We start from the raw sequence: 21,631 nt of genomic DNA, 5'->3' as shown, positions 1-21,631 counted from the left end.
ATGAAGTAAACCGAGGAAAGGAACACCATGGAACTCGTTCTGGAGCTGCAGGCCCTGGAGACCCCCGAGGTGCTCAACGGTGGTCACGGCGGCGGGGGCGGCAACGCGCCGTCGAACCTGAGCCTGCTGGCCTCCTGCACCAACAGCACGATCAGCCTGCTGACCTGCCACTGACCTGGCAGCTCGCCGGCAAGTAGTGCCGAGGTGAACAGTGCGGGAGCGGCACAGGCCAAGTGCGCCGCTCCCGCACGTTCATTCTGACCCCGGAACCGCCCCGGCGGTAACTCGTCCGAAGGAGTGAGATGCGCGGCTCCGCCGATCGGCTGCTGGCCCGGGTGGCCGGCCTCGACCGACCGCGACTCGCCGCCATCGTGGGTACGGCCCTGGTCGCGACCGCGGCCGGCCTGCTCCTTCCCGGCGCGCTCGCGGCCGCGGTCGACGCCGTGGTGGCGGGCCGCCCGAGCGGGCGTGAGGTCTCCTGGCTGCTGCTCGTCGGCGGCGCGGAGATCGCCGCCGACGTCGTCGGCGGGATCCTGACCACCCGCGTGTCCGCGACCGCCGCCGCGTGGTTGCGCCGCGCGCTGTCCGACAAGCTCTTCACGCTCGGTACCCGATCGAAGTTCGCCGAGGGCGACGCGATCAGCAGGCTCACCGGCGACTGCGTCGGCACCGGCGGCATCGTGACGATCGTCGTCCAGTGCGGTTCGATGCTGGTCATCTCGTCCGGGGCCGTGGTGCTGCTCGCCCTGCTGGACTGGCGGCTGGCGCTCGTCTTCCTCGGCAGCATCCCGTTCGCGCTGCTGCTCGCTCGCAGCCACCTCAAGCACACGGCCGACGACGTTCTCGCCTACCAGCGGGTCTCCGGCGAACTCGCCGCCCGGATGGTCGACGCGGTCGCCGGCCTCCGCACGATCGCGGCGTCCGGCACCGCCGACCGCGAAGCCGAGCGCGTGCTGCGGCCCCTGCCGAAGCTGAGCACGGCCGGGCTCGGCATCTGGCGCACGCAGGCCCGCATGGTCTGGCGCGCCGGACTCCTGACACCAGCGGTCGAGTTGACCGTGCTCGCCGCGGCCGGCTTCGGCGTGCTCGCGGGCCGGCTCAGCGTCGGCGACGTCGTCGCGACGCTCGGCTACGTGACCCTCGCGCTCGGTCTTGTCACCCAGATCCCACTGCTCACCATGCTGTCCCGGGCGCGCGGCTGCGCCGAACGGCTCGTCGAGGTTCTCGACGAGCCCGAAGCAGTGCGCGGCAAGCTCCCGCTCCTGCCCGGCGACGGCACCGTCGACCTCCGCCACATCGGCGTCACGGGTGCGCTGGCGGAGATCGACCTGCGGATCGAGGGCGGCACCTTCCTCGCGGTCGTCGGCCGGTCGGGTGCGGGCAAGTCCGTGCTGGCCGGCGTACTCGGTGGGCTGATCACGCCTGACGAAGGCCAGGTCTTCCTCGACGGCCGTCCGCTCGAGCGCCTACGCCGCGAGGAGCTGCGCGCGGTCGTCGGCTACGCCTTCGAACGGCCGGCGCTGCTCGGCGCCACAGTCGCCGACGCGGTCGGCTACGGCACCTGGGCCGGCGAGTCCGCCGTCCGTGACGCGTGCCGGACCGCGCAGGTCGACGAGGTCGTCGTCCGCTTGCCCGACGGCTACCGCACGCCGTTGGCCGAGACGCCGCTTTCGGGCGGCGAAGCCCAGCGCCTCGGCCTGGCCCGCGCGATCGTGCACAACCCGCGCGTCCTGATCTTCGACGACGCCACGGCCAGCCTCGACACGGTCACCGAGGCTGCGGTCGAGCGCGCCTTGGCCGACGTGCTGCCGGGCCGCACCCGTGTCGTCGTGACCCACCGCGCGGGCACCGCCGCCCGCGCCGACCTGGTGGCCTGGCTCGAGGAGGGCCGGATCCGCGCGGTGGCACCGCACGCGGCCCTCTGGCAGGAGCCCAGGTACCGAGGTGTCTTCACGGAGGACGACGAGTGAGCCTGCACCGGTTGTACTGGTCCGCTCTCGCCGGGCAGTGGCGTGGCGGCGTGGTGCTGCTCGTGTGTTCGGTGCTCGAAGGCGTACCCGCTTTCTTCTCGGGACGGTTGGTCGAGCTGTCCGTGGATCGGGGGTTTTCCGTCGGCGACCCGGCGGCCGGCCTCGGCTGGCTGGCGTTGTTCGGACTGGCCGCGGTGCTCGGCGCGTTCGGCTCGCGGATGGTGTGGCACCAGCTCGGCAGGGTGGTCGAGCCGCTTCGCGACGCTCTGGTGACCGCGGTCGTCCGTGGCGTGCTGCACGACGAGTCGCCTCCGCGCAACCAGCCGGACTCCAGCGGCGTCGCCCGGATCACCCAGCACGTCGAAGTGGTCCGGGATGCGACCGCCGGCCTGCTGGTGCAGGCCCGCGGCATGCTGGTGACGACGGCCTCCGCGCTCGCGGGCCTCGTGACGGTCGCCGGTGCGCTGGTGCTCCCGGTCGCGGTGCCGGTGGTCGTCTCGTTGGCCGCCTTCGTCTGCCTCCTTCCTTCGCTCGCCCGCCGCCAGCGCGCGTTGGCCCTGGCCGACGAGCACACGGCCGCGACGGCCGGTGCCTCTCTGGCCGGGATGCGCGACATCGTGGCCTGCGGCGCCGAGCCGATCGCCGCGCTCGCGATGTACGACGCGGTCGACGAGCAGGCGACGGCCGCGATCCGGGTGGCGCGGTCGAGCGCCCTCCGGTCCCTGGTGATCTCGCTCGGCGGGTTCGTCCCGTTGTTGCTCGCGCTGGCGTTGGCTCCGGGCTTGGTCGCTCGCGGCGAACTGACCGCGGGCGCGGCGCTCGGCGCGCTCGTCTACCTGGCCACAACGATGCAACCGGCCCTCCGCGGTCTGGCGGCCACAGCCGGCACCGTCGTCCTGCGCCTGCTGGTCGCGCTCCGCAGACTGGCGGAGACGACCGAGCTACCCGTCGTTCCCGACGGCACGGCGATCCCGCGCGGCACCGACGTCGAGGTCCGCAGCCTGACGTTCGGCTGGGGCGCGACGGCCGAGCCCGTGGTCCGTGGGCTGGACCTGAGCCTGCGGCCGGGGGAGCACCTCGCCGTCGTCGGGCCGAGCGGTATCGGCAAGTCGACATTGGCCGGCTTGCTGACCGGGATGCTGATGCCGCAGGAAGGCCGGGTACTGCTGGGCGGCGTCCCGGTCAGGGACGTGCCCGCGGCGCTCCGGCACGAACTCGTGGCGCTGATCCCGCAGGAGGCCTACGTCTTCGCGGGAACGGTGCGCGACAACGTCGGCCTCTTCGCGTCGTCAGCTCCGGACGACGCGTTGTCGGCCGCCGTGGACGCGGTGGGCGCGGGCGCGTTGCTTCGCCGCCTTGGCGGTCTCGACGCCGAGATCGGTCACGGCGGCGAAGGCGTCTCCGCGGGCGAAGCGCAGTTGCTCGCGCTGGCCAGGGTCTATGCCAGTCCGGCGGAATTCGTGATCCTCGATGAAGCCACCTCCCATCTCGACCCGGTGTCGGAAGCGCGCGCGGAGCGGGCCTTCGCCGCGCGGGGTGGTGTCCTGGTGGTGATCGCGCACCGGCTTTCGTCGGCATTGCGGGCGGATCGCGTCCTCGTCGTAGACGGCCGCGAGACCGCGCTGGGCCACCACACCGACCTGGTGGGCAGGTCCGCGCGGTACGCCGAACTCATGCAGGCCTGGGCGACACCGGTGGCTGGGGAACCAGCCACCGGTGCCGGGCCGACCGCGGATGCAGGCGGCCAACCGGCCGGTACCGGGGGCTCGCCGCCTGCGGGCAGTGGCGCGACCGTGGGCGGGGCGCCTGCCGGCCACGGTCGCACCACTGCGAATCCGCCAGTGGGCACAGGGTCTGCGGTCGCCGCCGGGGCGCCTGCCGGCGACGAAGCCGCAGCTGCTGCTGGTCCGTCAGTGGAAGTGGGGACCGCCGCCGGCACGCCTGCCGGCAACGGCGCCACGGGCGGGCCGCCTTCTCACAACGGTGCCACCGGATCGACGCCTAGGTCGCCATCCGTGTCGCGAGCCGCTCGAGTGAGCTGACTTCCCGTCCACTGTGGACGTATCTCATGGGGAGCTTCCAGATTATCGCGGCCGGGCGGTCGCGGAACCCCTCGTCGCGAATCTGTGGACAACTCGCCGATCTTCACGTCGCCTGTGGATAACTCGGCCGTTCGGCCGGTTCTGTCGGTGCCGTGATGCATGATCGGAAGCGCGGGAAGAAACCGGCCCGGAACCGGCACCGTCAGAGAGGAGGTGAACCGCCGGCGGTCGACGTCATCCGGGTTGAAGTGCTTCCAGCGCCTCACGCAGTTTGCCGGCGAGCGGTGTCGGCCGGCGGGACTCGCGGTCCACGAAGACGTGCACGAAGTGCCCTTCCGCGACCAGGGACTCGTCGGCGGCGTACATGCCGATCTCGTAGCGCACGCTGGACTTCCCGAGGTGCGCCACGCGCAAACCCACCCGCAGCACCCCAGGAAAGGAAACCGATGAGTGATACCCGCAGTGCGACTCGACGCACAGCCCGATCACCTCCCCGGCTTCGATGTCGAGGCCGCCCTGCTCGATCAGCCACGTGTTGATCACGGTGTCCATCAGCGAGTAGTGCACCACGTTGTTGACGTGCCCGTAGACGTCGTTGTCCTTCCAGCGCAACGGAACCGTCTGCCAGTGCGGGTATCCGTTCACCACAGTGACACCGACTCGCGCAGGATGCCGGACAGGTCGTCCTCGGACGCCTCGCGGGGTGCGGTGGCCAGCAACCGCTGCTGCTTCAGCGTTCCCTCGACCAGGGAGTCCACATCGGACTCCGTGTAGCCGACGGCACCGATGCCGTCCGGGATGCCGATCTGCCGCATCAGGTCGATCAGCACCGCGGGCAGGTGGTCGGCGAAGTCGCCGGGCCACTCGAAGTCGGGCGCCAGCAGGCGCGCGACGCGCAGGTGGCGATCCGGCGCCGCGTCGAAGGTGAAGCGGAACGCTGCGGGCGCGGTCAGGGACACGGCCATGCCGTGCGGGACCATGGGTTCTTCGCCCGGGTAACCATCCGGGTGGAAATCCCTGACCTGGCCGGCGATCGGGTACGCGTTGGCGTGCGGGATGTGGACGCCGGCGTTGCCGAACCCGAGCCCGGCGAACGTCGCGGCCAGGGCCATGGCTTCGCGGGCCTTGAGGTCGTCGCCGTCACGCACGGCGGCGGGGAGGGCCCACGACAGCAGCCGCAGGGACTGCTCGGCGAACATGTCGGCCAGCGGGTTCGCGCCGCAGTACGGCACGCGCTGCTCCGGGCGCTTGCGCTCGAACTCGGTGTACGGCTTCGCTGTGTAACTCTCCGCGGCGTGGCAGAGGATGTCCATGCCGCTGGCGGCGGTCACGCCGGCCGGCTGGCTGACGGTGAGCCGGGGGTCGACGACGGCGAGGGTCGGGCGCAGCCGCAGGTGGCTGATCCCGCTCTTGACGCGCAGGGAGAGGACGTCGAGCACGCAGACCGTGGTGCTCTCCGAGCCGGTGCCGGTGGTCGTGGGAACGGCGACCAACGGCTTCAGCGGGCGGTCCGGCGCGCGACCGCCGCCGACCGGGGCGTTGACGTAGTCCATCAGCTCGCCGTCGTTGCTGGTGAGCAGGTTCGCGGCCTTGGCGGTGTCGATGGCCGACCCGCCGCCGACGGCGACGAAGGCGTCGTACGGACCGGTTCCGCGGGCGAAGTCAACCGCCTTCTGCATGCTGACATCGGTGGGTTCGACGTGTACGCCGTCGAAGATCTCGGTTTCGATGCCGTAGCCCGCGATCCCGTCGGCGATGCGGCGGGGCCAGCCGGTCGAGGCGACCTGCGGGTCCGTCACGACGAGCACGCGGTGCACGCCGTACTGGGTGAGGTCGTAGCCGATCTCGTCGCTGGCGCCGGTGCCGTACTTCAACGCCGGTGCGCCATAAGTAAAAACGGTTTCATGTTCGGTCGCGGTCAAGACTGCGGTCCTCGCTCCCTTGATCGGCTAGCAGTCGGTCAAAGCGGACATTCAGTCCATCCTTACCGGGTTTCGGCGAAGATCACTTGACTGCACTGAACGGTGCCCGCCTAAGCTCTCCTCATTAGATACCAACTGGGAGCGACCGTCGCCCAGACGGCCGTGCGGATCCTGACCGAGGCGAGGGTCCGCCGCGTGTACGCGGTGGTCGGCGAGTCCTTCCTGGAACTGCTCGACGCCCTGCAGCGCGAGCGGGAGATCACGTTGGTCTCGGCGCGTCACGACGCGGGCGCGGCGTTCATGGCGGAGGCGGAGGGCAAGCTCACCGAGCGGCCCGCCGTGCTGCTCGCCAGCCGGGGGCCGAGCGCGGCGAGCCTGGCGATCGGCGTCCAGACGGCGTACCAGGACGAGACCCCGATGGTCGTGCTGCTGGAGACGCCGGCGACCGAGCCGATGCCGTCGTCGTCCGGGGAGCTGCCGACGTCGGACCTGACGGCGATGTTCGAGTCGATCGCCAAGTCGACGTTGCGGGTGACCGACCCGGACAGCCTGCCGGCGCTGTTCGCGCACGCGCTGACCACGTCGCAGGAGGGCAGGCCGGGGCCGGTCGTGCTCGGCGTGCCCTGCGACATCTGGGGGATGCCCTACGACGCGGCGAAGCCGATGGCGCGGGTGCGGCCGCCGGCTTCCGGGACGCTGGGCCGTTCGGCGGACGCCGTCGCGCAGCTGGTGGACGAGGCGAAGTACCCCGTGGTCATCGTCGGCGGGCGGGCGCGGTCCGCGCGCGACGAGCTGATCGCGGTCGCCGACGAGCTCGCGCTGCCCGTCTACAACGCCTTCCGGCGGCAGGACGCCTTCCCGGAGAACCACGCGCGCTACGCCGGTCACCTCGGGCTCGGCATCCCGGCACGGCAGCTGGACGCGCTGGAACGGGCCGATTTGGTCCTCGCGCTCGGCACCCAGCTCGACGAGGTCACCACCCAGGCCTACCGCTACCCGACGGCCCAGCAGACGCTGATCCTGGTCGGCACCGGGATCGACGTCAGCTCGCGGCGGCGCGGTCTTACGTTCCGCGTCGACTCCGAGGTCGAGCCGTTCCTGCGGGAGCTGCGGGAGGTGGCGTCGCCGCGGACGCGGCGGGCTTCGGCGGCGAACGCGGCCGTCCACACCTTCATGACTCCGCCCGACACGAGCGGCAACACGCGGGTGCACCCGGTGGACGTCGTCCGCGCGCTGCGAAAACTGGCGCCCGAGGACACCATCGTGACCAGCGATGCCGGCAACTTCGCGCAGTTCATGCACCGGTACTGGTGCTTCACCGCGCCACGCAGCCAGCTCGGCCCGAGCAACGCCGCCATGGGCTACGCCGTGCCGGCCGCCGTGGCGGCGAAACTGGCCGAACCGAGGCGAACCGTGGTAGCCATGGTGGGAGACGCCGGGACGCTGATGACCGGCCAGGAGATCGAGACAGCCGTCCGTTACCGGGCGCCGGTGATGGTCGTCGTCTTCCAAAATGGCGTGCACGGAGCGCTCGCCATGCACCAGGCCCGCACACACGGCAGGCTGTCCGGAGTGTCCATCCCGTTGACCGACTTCGCGTCGTGGGCGCGTGGTCTCGGCGCGGCCGGGTACACGGTGGACGATCGCGAGGAGCTCGAGCCGATCATCGCCAGCGCGCTGGTGCGGCAGCGGCCGTGTGTCATCGACGTGCGGACCGACCCGGACGTCGTGACCCCGGACGTGCGGCTTTCGGCCCTGCTCGGACAAGCACGTCCGCAACCGCCCGCCCAGTAAGGGTTTGCTCGGTTTCGCTTCGGAAAACGCCGGGGAAGTTGTGTGGTAGCACGGCGGTGGCTCAGGTAATCTGACGTTGTTCCGGTGGTGGTTCGCCGCTGAACCTTCCCGGCCGGGTCCCGGCGGGAAACAACCGGTTTCTGTCGGTGCCGCATGGCACCATCACGGTCATGACCCGCAGGGAAGCGGGCAGGGAACGAGGGGAGTTTCGACGTGACCGATCACCAGCACGCATCCGAACCATCGCGGAAGTCCTCGGGCGTCGTACCGGTGCTGTTCAGCGCCAGCGCGGAGGCCCACGACGACGCCGTGGTCGCCGCCGAGCGCGACACCACCTGGCGGTCGCCCTTCAGCGCGGAGGGCCTGCGCCCGGCCAGTGGCGAATAGCTCACCCCTCCCGGGTGAAGACGGCTTGTCCGCCCTGCTCGAGGTGTGCTTTACTGACGGTGGTCTAGATTTTTGTGTTCGTGTTGAGTCACGCTCGCAGAATTCAGCGGGCGTAGTGTCTCCTCGCCGAGGAAGCAAACCGTCCTGGTGTTGACCCGGGGCGCCGAAGTGGCTTCCTGTTTTGTGGTTGCATATGGAGATTTTTAATGACTCAGGGCACTGTGAAGTGGTTCAACTCCGAGAAGGGGTTCGGCTTCATCACCCCCGACAACGGTGGCGGCGACGTCTTCGTTCACTACAGCGAGATCCAGGGTAACGGCTTCAAGAGCCTGGAAGAGAACGCTCGCGTCGAGTTCGAGATCGGCCAGGGCCAGAAGGGCCCGCAGGCCACGTCGGTCACCGTGATCTGACTTTGATCTTGGGGAAGGGCCGTCACCCGTTCGGGGTGGCGGCCCTTTTCGTATGCTGGGCACCATGATCGAGCACGGTTACACCGTCTCCGGGATGAGCTGCGGACACTGCGCCCAGTCGGTCACCGAAGAACTCACCGGTCTGCCGGGAGTGGTCGAAGTGGACGTCGACGTCGCGACCGGCCGGGTGGTCGTTCGCTCCGAAGGTCCGTTGGCCGAGGATGACGTGCGGACCGCGATCGATGAGGCCGGGTTCTCTTACGAGGGCACGGCGAGCCTGGTCTCGTAGCTCTTTCCCCCAGGTCGACCTTGGGTTGTTCTTCTCCGTCGCGTTGGCCTCCAGGTTGGACAGTCCACTGGAGATCCGCACGCCGCTGTGATCTTCGGCTCAGTCGGGCTGCCGCAGCTCGATCCGGCCGGCGAAGACCCTGCGCGACTGCCCGTGTGAACACTGCAACGCCCTGCAACCCTTCCCTTTCGTCCGGCTTCGGAGTCTGCTGTCCTCCGGCGCTTTGACAGGGAGGTCAGGTTGGGCGAGACGGTGGCGGGGATCGTCGCGAATCCGGCTTCGGGGCGGGACATCCGCCGGCTGGTCGCGCAGGCCTCGGTGTTCCCCACCGCGGAAAAGGCGAACATGGTCCAGCGGCTGCTGGCCGCCTTCGCGGTGACCGGGCTCGATCGGGCCCTTGTCTCGACCGATCTCGGGGGCATCTCCGCCGCGGTTCTCAAGGCTCTCGGACGAGGTGGGACCTGGCCCACGGTCGACTTCTGCGCGGACGATCCGATCACCGGCACCGCCGCCGACACGACCAACGCCGTCCGCCGGATGGTCGAAGCCGGGGCCGGGGTCATCGTCGTCCTCGGTGGGGACGGCACCGCTCGCGTTGCCGCCGCGGCCTGCGAAGACGTTCCGATCCTCGCCCTCTCCACCGGGACCAACAACGCCTTCCCGCAGATGCGGGAGGCCACCGTCGCCGGGCTGGCCGCCGGGCTGATCGCCTCCGGGCAGGTCGACCCCGATCTCGTCACGCACCGGGTCAGCGTGCTCGAAGTCGTCACGAAGGCGCGTCGTGAGATCGCGCTCGTGGACGTGTGCGTGTCGTCGAGCCGGCACATCGGCGCGCGGGCGCTGTGGGATCCGGCCTCCCTCACCGAGCTCTACTGCACCTTCGCCGAACCCGACGGCATCGGCCTGTCCAGCGTGCCAGGGCAGCTCTGTCCCAGCCCGCGGTCGAGCCCGGACGGCGTCGCGCTGCAGCTCGGGCCGGTGGATGAGACGCCGTACATCGTGCACGCGCCCATCGCGCCCGGGCTGGTCCGGCCCGTCGGCGTGCGCGGGTGGGGCGTGCTCAAGCCCGGGATGCGCGTCGAACTCGCCGCGTCGGGTGGCGTCATCGCGCTGGACGGGGAGCGCGAACTCGAACTGAAGACGGGCGAAAGCGCGTTCGTCGAGCTCAAGCCGGACGGCCCGTGGGTCGTGGACGTGCGGGCGGTGATGGCGGAAGCGGCACGGAAAGGGCTGTTGCGCACGGAAACCGAACTCGGGAAGGAGCGTCGAAGATGACGGACACCCTGCGGGAGGCGTATCGCGTGATGCGCACCATCCGAGCGTTCGAAGAGCGGGTGCACGAAGAGTTTGCGACGGGCGAAATCCCCGGGTTCGTGCACCTCTACGCCGGTGAGGAGGCCTCCGCCGCAGGGGTCTGCGCCCACCTCGACGACCGTGACGCCATCGCCAGCACCCACCGCGGTCACGGCCACTGCATCGCCAAGGGTGTGGACGTCAAGGCCATGATGGCCGAGATCTACGGCCGCCGGACAGGTTCCTGTCACGGCAAGGGCGGCTCGATGCACATCGCCGACCTCTCGAAGGGCATGCTCGGCGCGAACGGCATCGTCGGCGGCGGCCCGCCGCTCATCTGCGGCACCGCCCTCGCCGCCAAACAACAGCACACCGGCGGCGTCGGGGTCGCCTTCTTCGGCGACGGCGCCAGCAACCAGGGGACGACGCTGGAGGCGCTGAACCTCGCGTCGGTCTGGGACCTGCCCGCCCTCTTCATCGCCGAGAACAACGGCTACGCCGAAGCGACGTCGAGCAGCTGGTCCGTCGCCTCGGACAACATCGCCGACCGCGCCGCCGGGTTCGGCATGCCGGGCGTGATCGTCGACGGGTTCGACTTCTTCGCCGTCCACGAAGCCGCCGGGGAGGCCGTCGAACGCGCCCGCGCCGGCGGTGGCCCGACGCTCATCGAGGTCAAGTTCACCCGCTACTTCGGGCACTTCGAGGGCGACCAGCAGACCTACCGGGCCGGCGAAGTCGCCGACGCCCGCGAGAACCTCGACTGCCTCAACCGGTTCCGGGAACGCGTCACCGACAACGGCGAGCTGGACCGCGAGGTCATCGACGCCATCGACGCCGAAGTCGCGAAGTTGATCGAGGACGCCGTCTCCGAGGCCAAGGCCGCGCCGAAACCCACGAAGGAAGACCTCGAAACCGACGTCTACGTCTCGTACTGAACGGAGCGCATGCCATGACACGCACGATCAGCTACCGCGAGGCGATCAACGAGGCGCTCTGCCAGGAGATGGAGCGCGACGAGTCGGTCATCGTCATGGGGGAGGACAACGCGGGCGGCGCCGGCGGCCTGGGCGACGACGACGCCTGGGGCGGGGTCCTCGGCGTCACGAAAGGCCTGTTCCACAAGTTCCCGGGCCGCGTGCTCGACACGCCGATCTCGGAGTCCGCCTTCGTCGGCGCGGCGATCGGCGCCGCGACGCGCGGGCAGCGGCCGGTCGCGGAACTGATGTTCATCGACTTCATGGGCGTCTGCTTCGACCAGATCTTCAACCAGGCGGCCAAGTTCCGGTACATGTTCGGCGGCAACGCGCGGACGCCGGTGGTGATCCGGACGATGTACGGCGCCGGGCTGCGGGCCGCCGCGCAGCATTCGCAGTGCCTGTACCCGATCTTCACGCACATCCCGGGGCTGAAGGTCGTCGTGCCGTCGAGCCCGTACGAGGCGAAAGGCCTGCTCATCCAGGCCATCCGCGACGACGACCCGGTGATCTTCTGCGAGCACAAGGCCCTCTACGACACCAGCGGCGACGTCCCCGAGGACAGCTACACGATCCCGTTCGGCGAGGCGAACGTCGTGCGCGACGGCGGTGACGTGACGATCGTGGCGATCGGCCGCATGGTCGCCATCGCCCAGGAAGCGGCGAAAGAGCTGGCCAGCAACGGCATCGAAGCCGAGATCATCGACCCGCGCACCACCAGCCCGCTCGACGCCGACACGATCCTCGAAAGCGTCGAAAACACCGGACGCTTGGTCGTCGTCGACGAGGCTTCGCCGCGCTGCAACCTCGCCACGGACATCTCCGCGCTCGTCGCGAAGGACGCGTTCGGCTCGCTGCGGGCCCCGATCGAGATGGTGACGCCGCCGCACACGCCGGTCCCGTTCTCCGACGCGCTCGAGGACCTCTACATCCCGGACGCGCAGAAGGTCCTCAACGCGGCGAAGGCGGTCGTGGATTACCGGCGATGATCCGGCCGGTCACGATGCCCAAGTGGGGCCTTTCGATGGAACGCGGCCGCGTCACCGGCTGGTTCGTGGCCGAAGGCGACGAGGTCGGGACCGGTGACGACCTCGCCGACATCGACACCGACAAGATCAACGGCACGTTCGAATCCCTGGGTGACGGCGTGCTGCGGCGGGTGATCGCCGTGGCCGGTGAGGAGGTGCCGGTCGGCGGCACCCTCGCCCTGATCGCCGAAAGCACGACACCGGACGATGAGCTCGACGAAGCCGCCGGCAAGGCCCGCGAGGAGATCCGAAAAGGTGCGGTCGAGGCGCCGGAAGGCCCGGTCACCGGCACCGTCGAGGTCGGCGGGAGGACGCTCGCCTACGCGACCCTGGGCACCGAGGGCGACGACGTCGTCCTGGTCCACGGCTTCGGCGGCGACAAGAACTCCTGGCTGTTCGTGCAGGAGCCGTTGAGCAGGACAAAGCGTGTCCACGCCCTCGACCTGCCCGGACACGGCGACTCGACCAAGGACGTCGGCGACGGCTCCCTCGACACCCTCGCCGACGCGGTCCTCGGCTTCCTCGACGCGCGCGGCATCGGGAACGCCCACCTCGTCGGGCACTCACTGGGTGGCGCGGTCGTCACGGCCGCCGCGGCGTAAGCGCCTGGCAAGGTCGAAAAGCTCACACTTCTCGCCCCGGCCGGCTTCGGCACCGCCGTCAACGCCGGCTACCTGCGCGGATTCGCGACGGCGACGACCCGGCGTGAGCTGAAACCGCAGCTGGGCGCGTTGTTCGCCGACCCGGGCTTGGTGACCCGTCAGCTGGCCGATGACCTGCTCAGGTACAAGCGTCGGGACGGCGTCGACAAGGTCCTCGCGACGCTGCTGGACACGCTCCTCGACGGCGAGGCGCAGGCCATCGACGCAGCTCGGATGCTGTCCACAGTGGACTTGCCGGTCAAGGTCGTCTGGGGACGCCAGGACGCCGTGCTGCCGCCGGGAAACGCGGACGTGTACGTCGAGAACGCCGGGCACATGGTGCACCTCGAAGCTCCGGGTGCCGTGATCAGCGCGATCACGGGCTGACCCACTCGCCTCCGGCGGGGCCGCGCCGGCGAGATTGTCGCCACCTTCCGATCAGCAGCCCGAAAAGGCAGACTGAGGAGGCGGAGCGCAAGGAGCGGCAGTTGGGGCAGCGAGACCTCGAGGCAGCGTTGCCTGCCGGGGCGGACCCCCGGCGGCACGCCCGTGTCCTCGCGCAGGTGCACGAAGCGGCCCTGACCGGCAAAGACCTGCCCAGCCGGCCGCGGCCGGTGATCGACGCGTCCTGGCAACGCATGCGCCGGCTCGGCATGGATCCCGACGGCCGGTCCGACGCGCCCGTCCTGACCGTCGAAGAGCTGGAAGCGCGCCGTCGCACGAGCGGGATGGCCGAGGCGCTGCCGACGTTGCGCGGTGGCCTGACCAGTCTCGCCGAGCAGGCCGCGCACATCATGGTGATCGTCGACGCGGGCGGCAGCGTGCTCTGGCGCGACGGCAGTGCCGCGGTCCGCCGCCGCGCCGACCGGCTCGGGCTCGTCGAAGGCGCCGGCTGGCAGGAGGAAGCCGTCGGCACCAACGCGATCGGCACCGCGCTGGTCACGCGCCGCCCGGTCCAGATGTACGCCGCCGAGCACTACGTCCGCGCGCACCACTCCTGGACGTGCGCCGCCGCGCCGCTGCACGACCCGCGTGACGGCAGGCTGCTCGGCATCGTCGATCTCTCCGGCTCGGCCTCGACCGTCCACGCGACGACGTTGGCGCTGGTCGACGCCGTGACGCGGCTCGCGGAGTCCCAGCTGCGCACGACCCACCTCACCGAGCTCGAACGGCTGCGCGGCTTCGCCGTCCCGGTGCTCGCGAAGGTCGGCGGGCAGGCCGTCGTCGCCGACGGGCACGGCTGGGTCGCCGCGGCCGCCGGGCTCGCGCCGGTCGACCGGATCTCGCTGCCCGCGAACCTCGCGCCGGGCGGGGTCTGGCTGCCGGCGTACGGCCACTGCGCGGTCGAACCCGTGCCCGGCGGCTGGCTCATCCGCCCCACCGAGAACGACGCCGCGCCGCCGACCCGCGTCGTCCTCGACGTCCGGTCGCCGCGCGAACCCGAGCTGACCGTGGCCGGCGCGGCCGGGACCTGGACGCACCGGCTCAGCCCTCGTCACGCCGAGATGCTGTACGTGCTGGCCAGCCACCGCGCCGGCCGCTCGGCGTCGGAGCTGTCGTCGGACCTGTTCGGCGACGCGGGCCGCACGGTCACCGTCCGCGCGGAGATGTCCCGGCTGCGCCGCCACTTCGGCGGCATCCTCGGCGCGAAGCCGTACCGCTTCGCCGACGACGTCGAAGTGCTGGTCCGGCGCCCGCCGAGCCCCGAAGCCGTGCTGCCGCACTCGCTCGCCCCCGCCATCCGCGGCTGATCACCCCGGGGAAGATGGGGACGTGCCGAAACGTCCGCTGCTGCCCGACACCATCGCGCCGAGCTGGCTAGTGGTGCAGGTGCTCGGCACCCTGTTCGTCGCCGGCACGCTGGTGACCGCGCGCGAGCCGGACCCGCGGATCTGGACCGCCTACGGCGTCGCGAGCGCCTGCTGGCTCGGGTTCGTCGTGCTCGCGTCCCGGCGCCCGAAGCCGGCGGCCGCGCTGCTCGCCGTGGCCAGCGCGCTGCCGGCGGCGCTCGTCGGCCACGCCGGGGACTCGTCGGCGATCCTCCTGTCCGTCATCGCGCTCGGCCGGCTCGCGGCGCTCACCGCGGTCGGCGTCGGCGTGATCCTCGGGATCGGCGTGCTCGACATCGCGCTCGCGGTGAGCGCGCACCTGGTCGCCGCGCACTCGGCAGGCGACGCGCTCGGGGACGCCGCCGTGATGCTGCTGCTCGTGCTGGTCGGGCTCAACCGCCGCCAGTACGAGGTCCAGGCCATCCAGGCCGGGGAGCTGCTCGAACAGACCCGGCTCGCGCAGGCCGGACACGCGCGCGCCGCCGCGCTCGACGAACGCACCCGCATCGCCCGCGAGATCCACGACGTGCTGGCGCATTCCCTGGGGGCACTGGGAGTCCAGCTCGAGCTCGCCGAGGCGCTGCTGACCGAACGGTCCGATGTGGACGGTGCACTGCGGTCGGTCCGGCGGTCGCGGCGCCTGGCCGCCGACGGGCTGGCCGAAGCGCGCAACGCCGTCGCCGCGCTCCGCCGGGACGTCCCGCCGCTGGCCGAGGCGCTCGCCGCGGTGGCCGCCGAGCACGCCGGCAACCACGGCGTCGACGTCGGTTTCGCCACCGGCGGGGAACCCCGGCCACTGCCGTCCGCGGCGGTCGTCGCGCTGGTGGGCGTCGCGCGGGAAGCCCTGACGAACGCGGGCAAGCACGCGCCCGGTGAGGACGTCCGGATGCGGCTGACGTACGCACCGGCGGAGGTCCGGCTCGAGGTTCGCAACGCGCGAAGCGAATTCACTCGGACGAGTGAAGGTTTCGGGCTGGCCGGCATGCGCGAGCGCTTGGCCCTCGCCGGTGGCACGCTGGAATCGGGCGCCGAGGACGGTTACTGGCACGTACTCGCCGAAATGCGGGGCTGACCGGCCGAGCCGAGATCACGTGCTGGTGACGGCGGGCGGTGCCCGTGCCCGCGCGCCCGGTGACTCGGCTACCTTCTGCTGGTACTGCATTCGGGGAGGAATCGGGGATGACCAGCACTGCGACGGCCCCGGGTCCCGCGGCGCCCGCGCCCGGACCCCCACCGCCGCCGCCACCGGACGGCCGCGATCGGGGCCGCAGTGGCCTCCTCGGCCTGCTGGACCTGCCGGGGCAGGGTGTCCGCGCGATCGTCCGGTCCGCCGCGACCACGCCGGGCCGGCTCACCGTGATCGCCGTCGGGCTGGTTCTGCTGGCCCTCGTCGCCGGGCTGGTCGCGACGCTGTCGGTGCAGGACCGCGACGACACGATCAGCGGCGTCATCGACCACCGCGAGCCGCTCGCCGCCGCCGCGCAGCAGGTCTACAAGTCGCTGTCGGACGCCGACGCGACCGCGGCGAGCGCGTTCCTGTCGATCGGCACCGAGCCGCCCGAGCTGCGCTCGCGCTACGAGCGTGATGTCGCCGAAGCCGGCGCCGCGCTCGCGAAGGCCGCTTCCGACTCTTCCGACGTCGCCGGTGCGGCGGGCCCGGTCGACGTCCTCAACCAGTCGTTGCCGGTCTACACCGGGCTCGTCGAAACCGCCCGCGCGAACAACCGCCTCGGCTACCCGGTCGGCGCTTCCTACCTGCGCGAGGCGTCCGAGCTGATGCGCGCGAAGATTCTGCCCGCCGCGCAGGACCTCTACCGCGTCGACACCGAGCGGCTGGTCGAAGAGCAGGACAGCGCCACCGGGTTCCCGTGGCTCGCCACGATCCTGGTCGTCGCCCTGCTCGCCGCGCTGATCGCGGCCCAGGTCTACCTGACCCGGCGCACCAACCGGCTGCTCAACGTGGGGCTCGTCGTCGCGACCGGCGCCGTCGTGGTGTCGCTGCTGTGGGGCGCGGTCGCGCTGGTCGTGCAGGGCAGCCTGGTCGGCAGCGGCCAGGACGACGGTTCGCACCGCGTCGACGTCCTCGTCCGCGCGCGGATCGCCGCGCTGCAGGCCCGCGCCGACGAGACGCTGACGCTGGTCGCCCGCGGCGACGGCGCTGCGTACGATAAGGACTTCGGCACCAACGCGGCCCAGCTGGTCGGCCCGGACGGCCAGGGCGGCCTGCTCGGCGAAGCCCGCGGCCTGATCGCGGCCGGTGCCGGCGCCGGGCAGGTCGCCGACGCGACGAAGGCCGCGAACGACTGGATGAAGGCGCACAAGCAGGTCCGCGACCAGGACAACGCCGGCGCGTACCAGGAAGCCGTCGACGCCGCCGTCCTCGAGGACAAGACCGACGGCTCGGCACCGGCCTTCCGGCGCCTCGACGACAGCCTCCAGGCGGCGATCGACGTCGGCCGGCAGGAGTTCCTCGACGACACCCACGGTGGCGAGGCCGCGCTGACGCTGCTCGCGCCCGGCCTGGCGGTGCTCGCCGTCGTCGCCGCGGCGGGTGTCACCATGGGGATCCGGGAGCGACTGAGGGAGTACCGGTGAGCAGGCGGGGGAACACGGTCCGGGCGGGCGCGCTGGCGGTCGTCGCGCTGCTGCTGGCGGCCTGCGGCAGCCCGGGGAAGCCGGTCGACCCGGCCCCGGTGAGCAACGCGGCCTGGCCGCAGCCCGCGCACGTCGGCGGCCCGGACTCGACCGCGGGCGGCGCCACCGACACGAGCTGCAACCCGCTGGTCAGCCTCGCGCCGAACGGGACGAACATCGCCGACGGCTCGACCATGGCGAAGATCAAGGAACGCGGCAAGCTGATCGCCGGCGTCGACCAGACGACCTACCTCTTCGGGTTCCGCAACCCCACGACGGGCAACCTCGAGGGTTTCGACATCGACATGGTCAACGAGATCGCGCGGTCGATCTTCGGCACGCCGGAGGGACGCGTGCAGTTCCGCGCGATCCCGTCGTCGCAGCGTGAAGACGTCCTGACGCAGCACCAGGTCGACATCGTGGTCCGGACCTACAGCATCACCTGCAAGCGCCGGGAGTCCGTGCAATTCTCTTCGGTGTACTACGTGTCCGGGCAACGGATCCTGGTCACGAAGGAGTCGAAGGTGGCCAAGCTGGCCGACCTGAGCGGCAAGCGGGTGTGCGCGGCGAAGAAGTCGACGTCGCTGGCGAAGATCGCGACGGACCCCTCGAAGCCGGTGCCGGTCTCGGTGGACAACTGGTCGGACTGCCTGGTGATGCTCCAGCAGGGCCAGGTCCAGGCCGTCTCCACCGACGACACGATCCTCGCCGGGATGGCCGCGCAGGACCCGACGCTGAAGGTGGTCGGCGACCAGTTCACCCAGGAGAACTACGGCATCGGCGTGCCGAAGGACAACGAAGACATGGTCAAGTACGTCAACGCCGTGCTGGACAAGATCCGCGGCAGTGACGCGTGGCAGAACAGCTACCGCCGCTGGGTGGAGCCGTCGCTCGGCCCCGCGACGCCGCCGCAGCCGAACTACAAGTGAGCCGGTCGCGGCCAGGATCGGTCCCCGCACGCCGGGGATCTGGGAGGTAGCAGTGTCGGAGGAGCCGCGCCGTCCTCGGCACGCCGCACCGGACGAGCAGCAGCAGGTGGCGCCGCCGAGCTGGCAGCCACCGCCACCGGTGCGGTGGGAGACACCGGAGCCGTCGATCTCGGGCCGTCTCGACGACGGTGAGCCGCCTCGCCGCGACCAGCCGCCCGTCCGCCGCCCGCCGACGCCGCCGCGCGGCCAGCCGACGGTCGTGCGCGGGACGATCCCGGGTGCGGACGACCCCACGCGCCCGCCGGGCAGCATGAACCCCGTCCTGCCGCCGGTCCAGGCGACCCAGGTGGTGCAGCCCGCGACGCAGGCGATCCGCCAGGACCCGAACGCGCCGCAGCCGACGAGCGTGCTCGCCGCGCCGGCGCCGGAGACCCAGAGCATCATGCCGCCGGCGCCCCGGCCGGACACCGGGCCGGACGCCCCGCTGCCGGACCCGGGCACCGAAAGCGTGCTGCCCGAACGCACCAGCGAAGGCCGGCACACCGGGACCGGCACGGGAACCGGCAGCGGCTCGGGCTCCGGCTCGGGCGCGTTCCCCGGCACCGGCAGGCGGACGTCGTCGCGGACGTCGCGCTCGCGCCGCGGCCGGCTCGGCGCCGGGCTGGTCGAGGTCCCGCCGGTGCCCGCGCGCGACCCCGCGTCGGCGGTGCTGACGAACCCGATGGTGTCGGAGGAAAAGCGGTTCTGCGGCAGCTGCAGCGCGAAGGTCGGGCGCGGCAAGGACGGGAAACCCGGTTCGCCGGAAGGAAAGTGCGACAACTGCGGTGCGCCGTTCTCGTTCGTCCCGAAGCTGCGGCCGAACGAGCTGGTCGGCGGCCAGTACGAAGTCCTCGGCGCACTCGCGTACGGCGGCCTCGGCTGGATCTACCTGGCACAGGACCACAACGTCAGCGACCGCTGGGTCGTCCTCAAAGGACTGATCGACACCGGTGACCAGACGGCGATGGCGGCCGCGGCCAACGAGCAGCGGTTCCTCGCCGAGGTCGAGCACCCGAACATCGTCAAGATCCACAACTTCGTGCAGCACCCGGACGCCCACAGCGGGACGACCGTCGGCTACATCGTCATGGAGTACGTCGGCGGCCAGTCGCTGCGGCAGCTCGCGCTCGCGCACCACCGCGAGAGCCGCCGGCCGGAGCCGCTGCCGATCGGCCAGGTCATCGCGTACGGGCTGGAGATCCTGCCCGCCATGGGGTACCTGCACAGCCAGAACCTGCTCTACTGCGACCTCAAGCCGGACAACGTGATCCAGACCAACGAGCAGCTGAAGCTGATCGACCTGGGCGCGGTCCGGCGGATGGACGACTACGAGAGCCCGCTGTTCTTCACCACCGGCTACAGCGCGCCGGAGCTGGCGAAGCAGGGCGCGTCGGTGGCGTCGGACCTGTTCACCGTCGGGCGCACGCTCGCGGTGCTGAGCTTCGAGTTCACCGGCTACACCAGCAAGTTCAAGACGACGCTGCCCGGCCCGGACACGGTCCCGCTGTTCGCGCTCTTCGGTTCGTACTACCGGTTCCTGCGGCGCGCGACGCACGTCGACCCGGACCGGCGGTTCCTCTCCGCCGAGGAGATGGGCGACCAGCTGACCGGCGTGCTGCGCGAGATCATGGCGCTCGGCACCGGCAAGCCGCGGCCCGGCGCGTCGACGGTGTTCGGCCCGGAGAGCCGCACGTTCGGCGTGCAGCTGGTGGTGCCGGAGGCCGGCCGGAGCGTGCCGCTGCCCGGCGCGGACGAGGTCGTCGCCGGCCTGCCGATCCCGCAGGTCGACACGGACGACCCGGCGGCGGGCGTGCTCGCCACGACGACCGCGCTCGAGCCGCGCGGCGCCATCGAGGCGCTGGCCGGCGCGCCGCGCGAGTCGATCGAGGTGCGGCTGCGGATCGTGCGCGCCAGGATCGAGCTGGGCGAGCTGGCCGAGGCGCAGCGGCAGCTGCAGGCCGGGCAGTACCTGGCGATCAAGAACGGCTTCCCGCACGACTGGCGGATCGACTGGTACCGCGGCCTGATCGAGCTGGCCGGTGGCCGCTCGCGGGTCGCGCAGGTCGCGTTCGAATCCGTGTACGACGACCTGCCGGGCGAGATCGCGCCGAAGCTCGCGCTGGCGATCAGCGCCGAGGGCGTCGGCGACTACTTCGCCGCCGCGCGGTTCTACGAGCTGGTCTGGCGGACCGACCGCACGTACGTCAGCGCGGCGTTCGGCCTCGCGCGGGTGTACCTCGCGCAGGGCGCGCGCAACAGCGCGGTGGAGGTGCTGGAGACGGTCTCGCCGTCCTCGACGCACTACGTCGACGCGCAGGTCGCGGCGATCAAGATCAAGACCACGGCGACCAAGGCGAACGGCCGCGAGACGCCGGTGACCGAGCACGACCTGCTGGACGCGTCGTCCCGGCTGGAGCGCCTCCGGCTGGACCTCGAGCGTCGGACGCGGCTGTCCGCCGGGGTGCTCGAAGCCGCGCACGACTGGCTCAAGCAGGGCAAACCCACGCCGGGCGCGCGAGTGCTGGGGTGTGCGCTGGACGAACGCGACCTGCGGCTCGGGCTCGAGCGGTGCTACCGCGCGCTGGCGCGGCTGGCGGGCACGGTCGACGAGCGCGTGAAGCTCGTCGACCGGGCGAACGCCATCCGCCCGCGGACGCTCACCTGATCAGGGGTTGATGTCCCAGTCGCGCTCTTCGCGCTGACGCTGCTGGTTCTTCTCGTGCTGCGCCGCCAGCTTCTCCAGCGCCCCGGCGTCGCCGTGCGTGCTGAAGTGCTCGAAGCCCACCACGATGAACAGCGCCCGCGCGCTGACCGCGATCGGGCCGTCCTCGGCGTCGAGGCGGCCGTCGGCGCTGACGTAGATCTTGCGGCCCGCGATGCCGTCCAGGCGGGCCTCGATGAACAGCGTCGTGCCGACCGGGACCGGGCGGCGGAAGTCCGTCTCGAGCTTGCCCGTCACCGCCGGCCGGTGCATCAGGTTGCCGACCGTCGCCCCGAGCGCCTCGTCGAACGCGCAGGCCAGGAGGCCGCCGTGGGCGAGCCCGGGAGCGCCCTGGTGCGCCGCGGTCACGGTGAACCGCGAGTGGATGACATGACCCTCGCCGACGGTCGAGCGCAGGTGCAGCCCGGCGTCGGCCTCGTCGCCGCAGCCGAAGCACTCGCTGAAGTGCACGCCGAGCTCGGTACCCGGCTCCGGCGCCTTCGGGTGCGGGACGGCCGGCTCCACCGCCACCGGCGGCCAGGGTTGAGAAACACGACTCATGCGCTGACGTTAACTCGCGGGTAGCCGCCCGGCGCGCGCGACCCACGGCGTAAGCAGGCAACGCATACCTCTCGGTAGCCGGAAAGTTCCCCACCGTAGAAGATTCACGGCTCAGGCTGCCGACCCCGTCCTACCGGGCAAGACTGGGCTGATGAGCTCGAACGGCCCAGTGGGCACCGCACGGAGGA

The 21,631-nt window shown here is 71.4% G+C and carries 20 protein-coding genes; 17 read left to right on the top strand and 3 right to left on the bottom strand.

Annotated features, from left to right (window positions below):
* The first annotated feature begins 27 nt into the window (after positions 1–27).
* From ACZ7PG_RS15830 to ACZ7PG_RS15820, 3 genes are all read left to right on the top strand, one after another.
* Positions 28–174 carry a SapB/AmfS family lanthipeptide gene (locus ACZ7PG_RS15830; RefSeq protein WP_470239771.1) on the top strand — a complete coding sequence of 49 codons (147 nt, stop codon included), beginning with the start codon at positions 28–30 and terminating at the stop codon, positions 172–174.
* Positions 175–302: 128 nt separating this feature from the next.
* Positions 303–1,970 carry an ABC transporter ATP-binding protein gene (locus tag ACZ7PG_RS15825; protein WP_470239770.1) on the top strand — a complete coding sequence of 556 codons (1,668 nt, stop codon included), beginning with the start codon at positions 303–305 and terminating at the stop codon, positions 1,968–1,970.
* Positions 1,967–4,012, top strand: coding sequence for an ATP-binding cassette domain-containing protein (locus ACZ7PG_RS15820; RefSeq protein ID WP_470239769.1), 2,046 nt, complete (start codon positions 1,967–1,969; stop codon positions 4,010–4,012). Before ACZ7PG_RS15825 ends, ACZ7PG_RS15820 begins: the two co-directional genes overlap by 4 nt.
* Positions 4,013–4,246: 234 nt before the next feature.
* Here ACZ7PG_RS15820 and ACZ7PG_RS15815 read toward each other — a convergent pair whose 3' ends face one another.
* Both ACZ7PG_RS15815 and ACZ7PG_RS15810 read right to left on the bottom strand, forming a co-directional pair.
* Positions 4,247–4,660, bottom strand: coding sequence for an acyl-CoA thioesterase (locus tag ACZ7PG_RS15815; RefSeq protein WP_470239768.1), 414 nt, complete (start codon positions 4,658–4,660; stop codon positions 4,247–4,249).
* The gene (locus tag ACZ7PG_RS15810) at positions 4,654–5,934 is read right to left on the bottom strand and encodes a hydroxyacid-oxoacid transhydrogenase (protein ID WP_470239767.1); all 1,281 of its coding nucleotides are present in this window, start codon (positions 5,932–5,934) and stop codon (positions 4,654–4,656) included. Before ACZ7PG_RS15810 ends, ACZ7PG_RS15815 begins: the two co-directional genes overlap by 7 nt.
* Before the next feature lie 135 nt (positions 5,935–6,069).
* Between ACZ7PG_RS15810 and ACZ7PG_RS15805 the strand changes: the two genes are divergently transcribed.
* The 14 genes from ACZ7PG_RS15805 (at position 6,070) to ACZ7PG_RS15740 (ending at position 20,846) form a co-directional block, all read left to right on the top strand.
* On the top strand, positions 6,070–7,728 hold the full coding sequence (locus ACZ7PG_RS15805) for a thiamine pyrophosphate-binding protein (RefSeq protein ID WP_470240767.1): 1,659 nt from the start codon (positions 6,070–6,072) through the stop codon (positions 7,726–7,728).
* Positions 7,729–7,941: 213 nt separating this feature from the next.
* Positions 7,942–8,115: a hypothetical protein gene (locus ACZ7PG_RS15800; protein ID WP_470239766.1), complete on the top strand. Its 174-nt coding sequence runs from the start codon at positions 7,942–7,944 to the stop codon at positions 8,113–8,115.
* Positions 8,116–8,321: 206 nt separating this feature from the next.
* Positions 8,322–8,525, top strand: a complete 204-nt coding sequence (locus ACZ7PG_RS15795; protein WP_013222289.1) for a cold-shock protein — start codon at positions 8,322–8,324, stop codon at positions 8,523–8,525.
* 64 nt (positions 8,526–8,589) lie between these two features.
* A complete protein-coding gene (locus ACZ7PG_RS15790; RefSeq protein WP_470239765.1) occupies positions 8,590–8,814 on the top strand; it encodes a heavy-metal-associated domain-containing protein in 225 nt (74 codons plus the stop codon).
* 240 nt (positions 8,815–9,054) lie between these two features.
* A complete protein-coding gene (locus ACZ7PG_RS15785; protein ID WP_470239764.1) occupies positions 9,055–10,089 on the top strand; it encodes an ATP-NAD kinase family protein in 1,035 nt (344 codons plus the stop codon).
* Positions 10,086–11,042: a thiamine pyrophosphate-dependent dehydrogenase E1 component subunit alpha gene (locus ACZ7PG_RS15780; RefSeq protein ID WP_470239763.1), complete on the top strand. Its 957-nt coding sequence runs from the start codon at positions 10,086–10,088 to the stop codon at positions 11,040–11,042. The genes ACZ7PG_RS15785 and ACZ7PG_RS15780 overlap by 4 nt, the downstream gene beginning before the upstream one ends.
* Positions 11,043–11,056: 14 nt before the next feature.
* Positions 11,057–12,070, top strand: a complete 1,014-nt coding sequence (locus ACZ7PG_RS15775; protein ID WP_470239762.1) for an alpha-ketoacid dehydrogenase subunit beta — start codon at positions 11,057–11,059, stop codon at positions 12,068–12,070.
* The gene (locus ACZ7PG_RS15770) at positions 12,067–12,711 is read left to right on the top strand and encodes an alpha/beta fold hydrolase (protein WP_470239761.1); all 645 of its coding nucleotides are present in this window, start codon (positions 12,067–12,069) and stop codon (positions 12,709–12,711) included. The genes ACZ7PG_RS15775 and ACZ7PG_RS15770 overlap by 4 nt, the downstream gene beginning before the upstream one ends.
* 150 nt (positions 12,712–12,861) lie before the next feature.
* On the top strand, positions 12,862–13,137 hold the full coding sequence (locus ACZ7PG_RS15765) for a hypothetical protein (RefSeq protein ID WP_470239760.1): 276 nt from the start codon (positions 12,862–12,864) through the stop codon (positions 13,135–13,137).
* A 101-nt stretch (positions 13,138–13,238) separates the two neighbouring features.
* Complete coding sequence (locus ACZ7PG_RS15760; RefSeq protein WP_470239759.1) at positions 13,239–14,501, top strand: helix-turn-helix domain-containing protein; 1,263 nt, start codon at positions 13,239–13,241, stop codon at positions 14,499–14,501.
* Positions 14,502–14,523: 22 nt separating this feature from the next.
* Positions 14,524–15,651 (top strand): sensor histidine kinase, encoded by a 1,128-nt coding sequence (locus ACZ7PG_RS15755; RefSeq protein ID WP_470239758.1) that lies wholly within the window; start codon positions 14,524–14,526, stop codon positions 15,649–15,651.
* A gap of 107 nt (positions 15,652–15,758) precedes the next feature.
* Positions 15,759–17,174, top strand: coding sequence for a hypothetical protein (locus ACZ7PG_RS15750; protein ID WP_470239757.1), 1,416 nt, complete (start codon positions 15,759–15,761; stop codon positions 17,172–17,174).
* On the top strand, positions 17,171–18,142 hold the full coding sequence (locus ACZ7PG_RS15745; RefSeq protein WP_470239756.1) for a glutamate ABC transporter substrate-binding protein: 972 nt from the start codon (positions 17,171–17,173) through the stop codon (positions 18,140–18,142). Before ACZ7PG_RS15750 ends, ACZ7PG_RS15745 begins: the two co-directional genes overlap by 4 nt.
* A gap of 52 nt (positions 18,143–18,194) precedes the next feature.
* A complete protein-coding gene (locus tag ACZ7PG_RS15740) occupies positions 18,195–20,846 on the top strand; it encodes a serine/threonine-protein kinase (protein ID WP_470239755.1) in 2,652 nt (883 codons plus the stop codon).
* Here ACZ7PG_RS15740 and ACZ7PG_RS15735 read toward each other — a convergent pair whose 3' ends face one another.
* Positions 20,847–21,443, bottom strand: coding sequence for a PaaI family thioesterase (locus ACZ7PG_RS15735; RefSeq protein ID WP_470239754.1), 597 nt, complete (start codon positions 21,441–21,443; stop codon positions 20,847–20,849).
* Between the last annotated feature and the right edge of the window lie 188 nt (positions 21,444–21,631).

The sequence above is a fragment of the Amycolatopsis sp. NPDC114504 genome, assembly GCF_055633595.1.
This window is presented reverse-complemented; position numbering and strand designations above follow the sequence as displayed.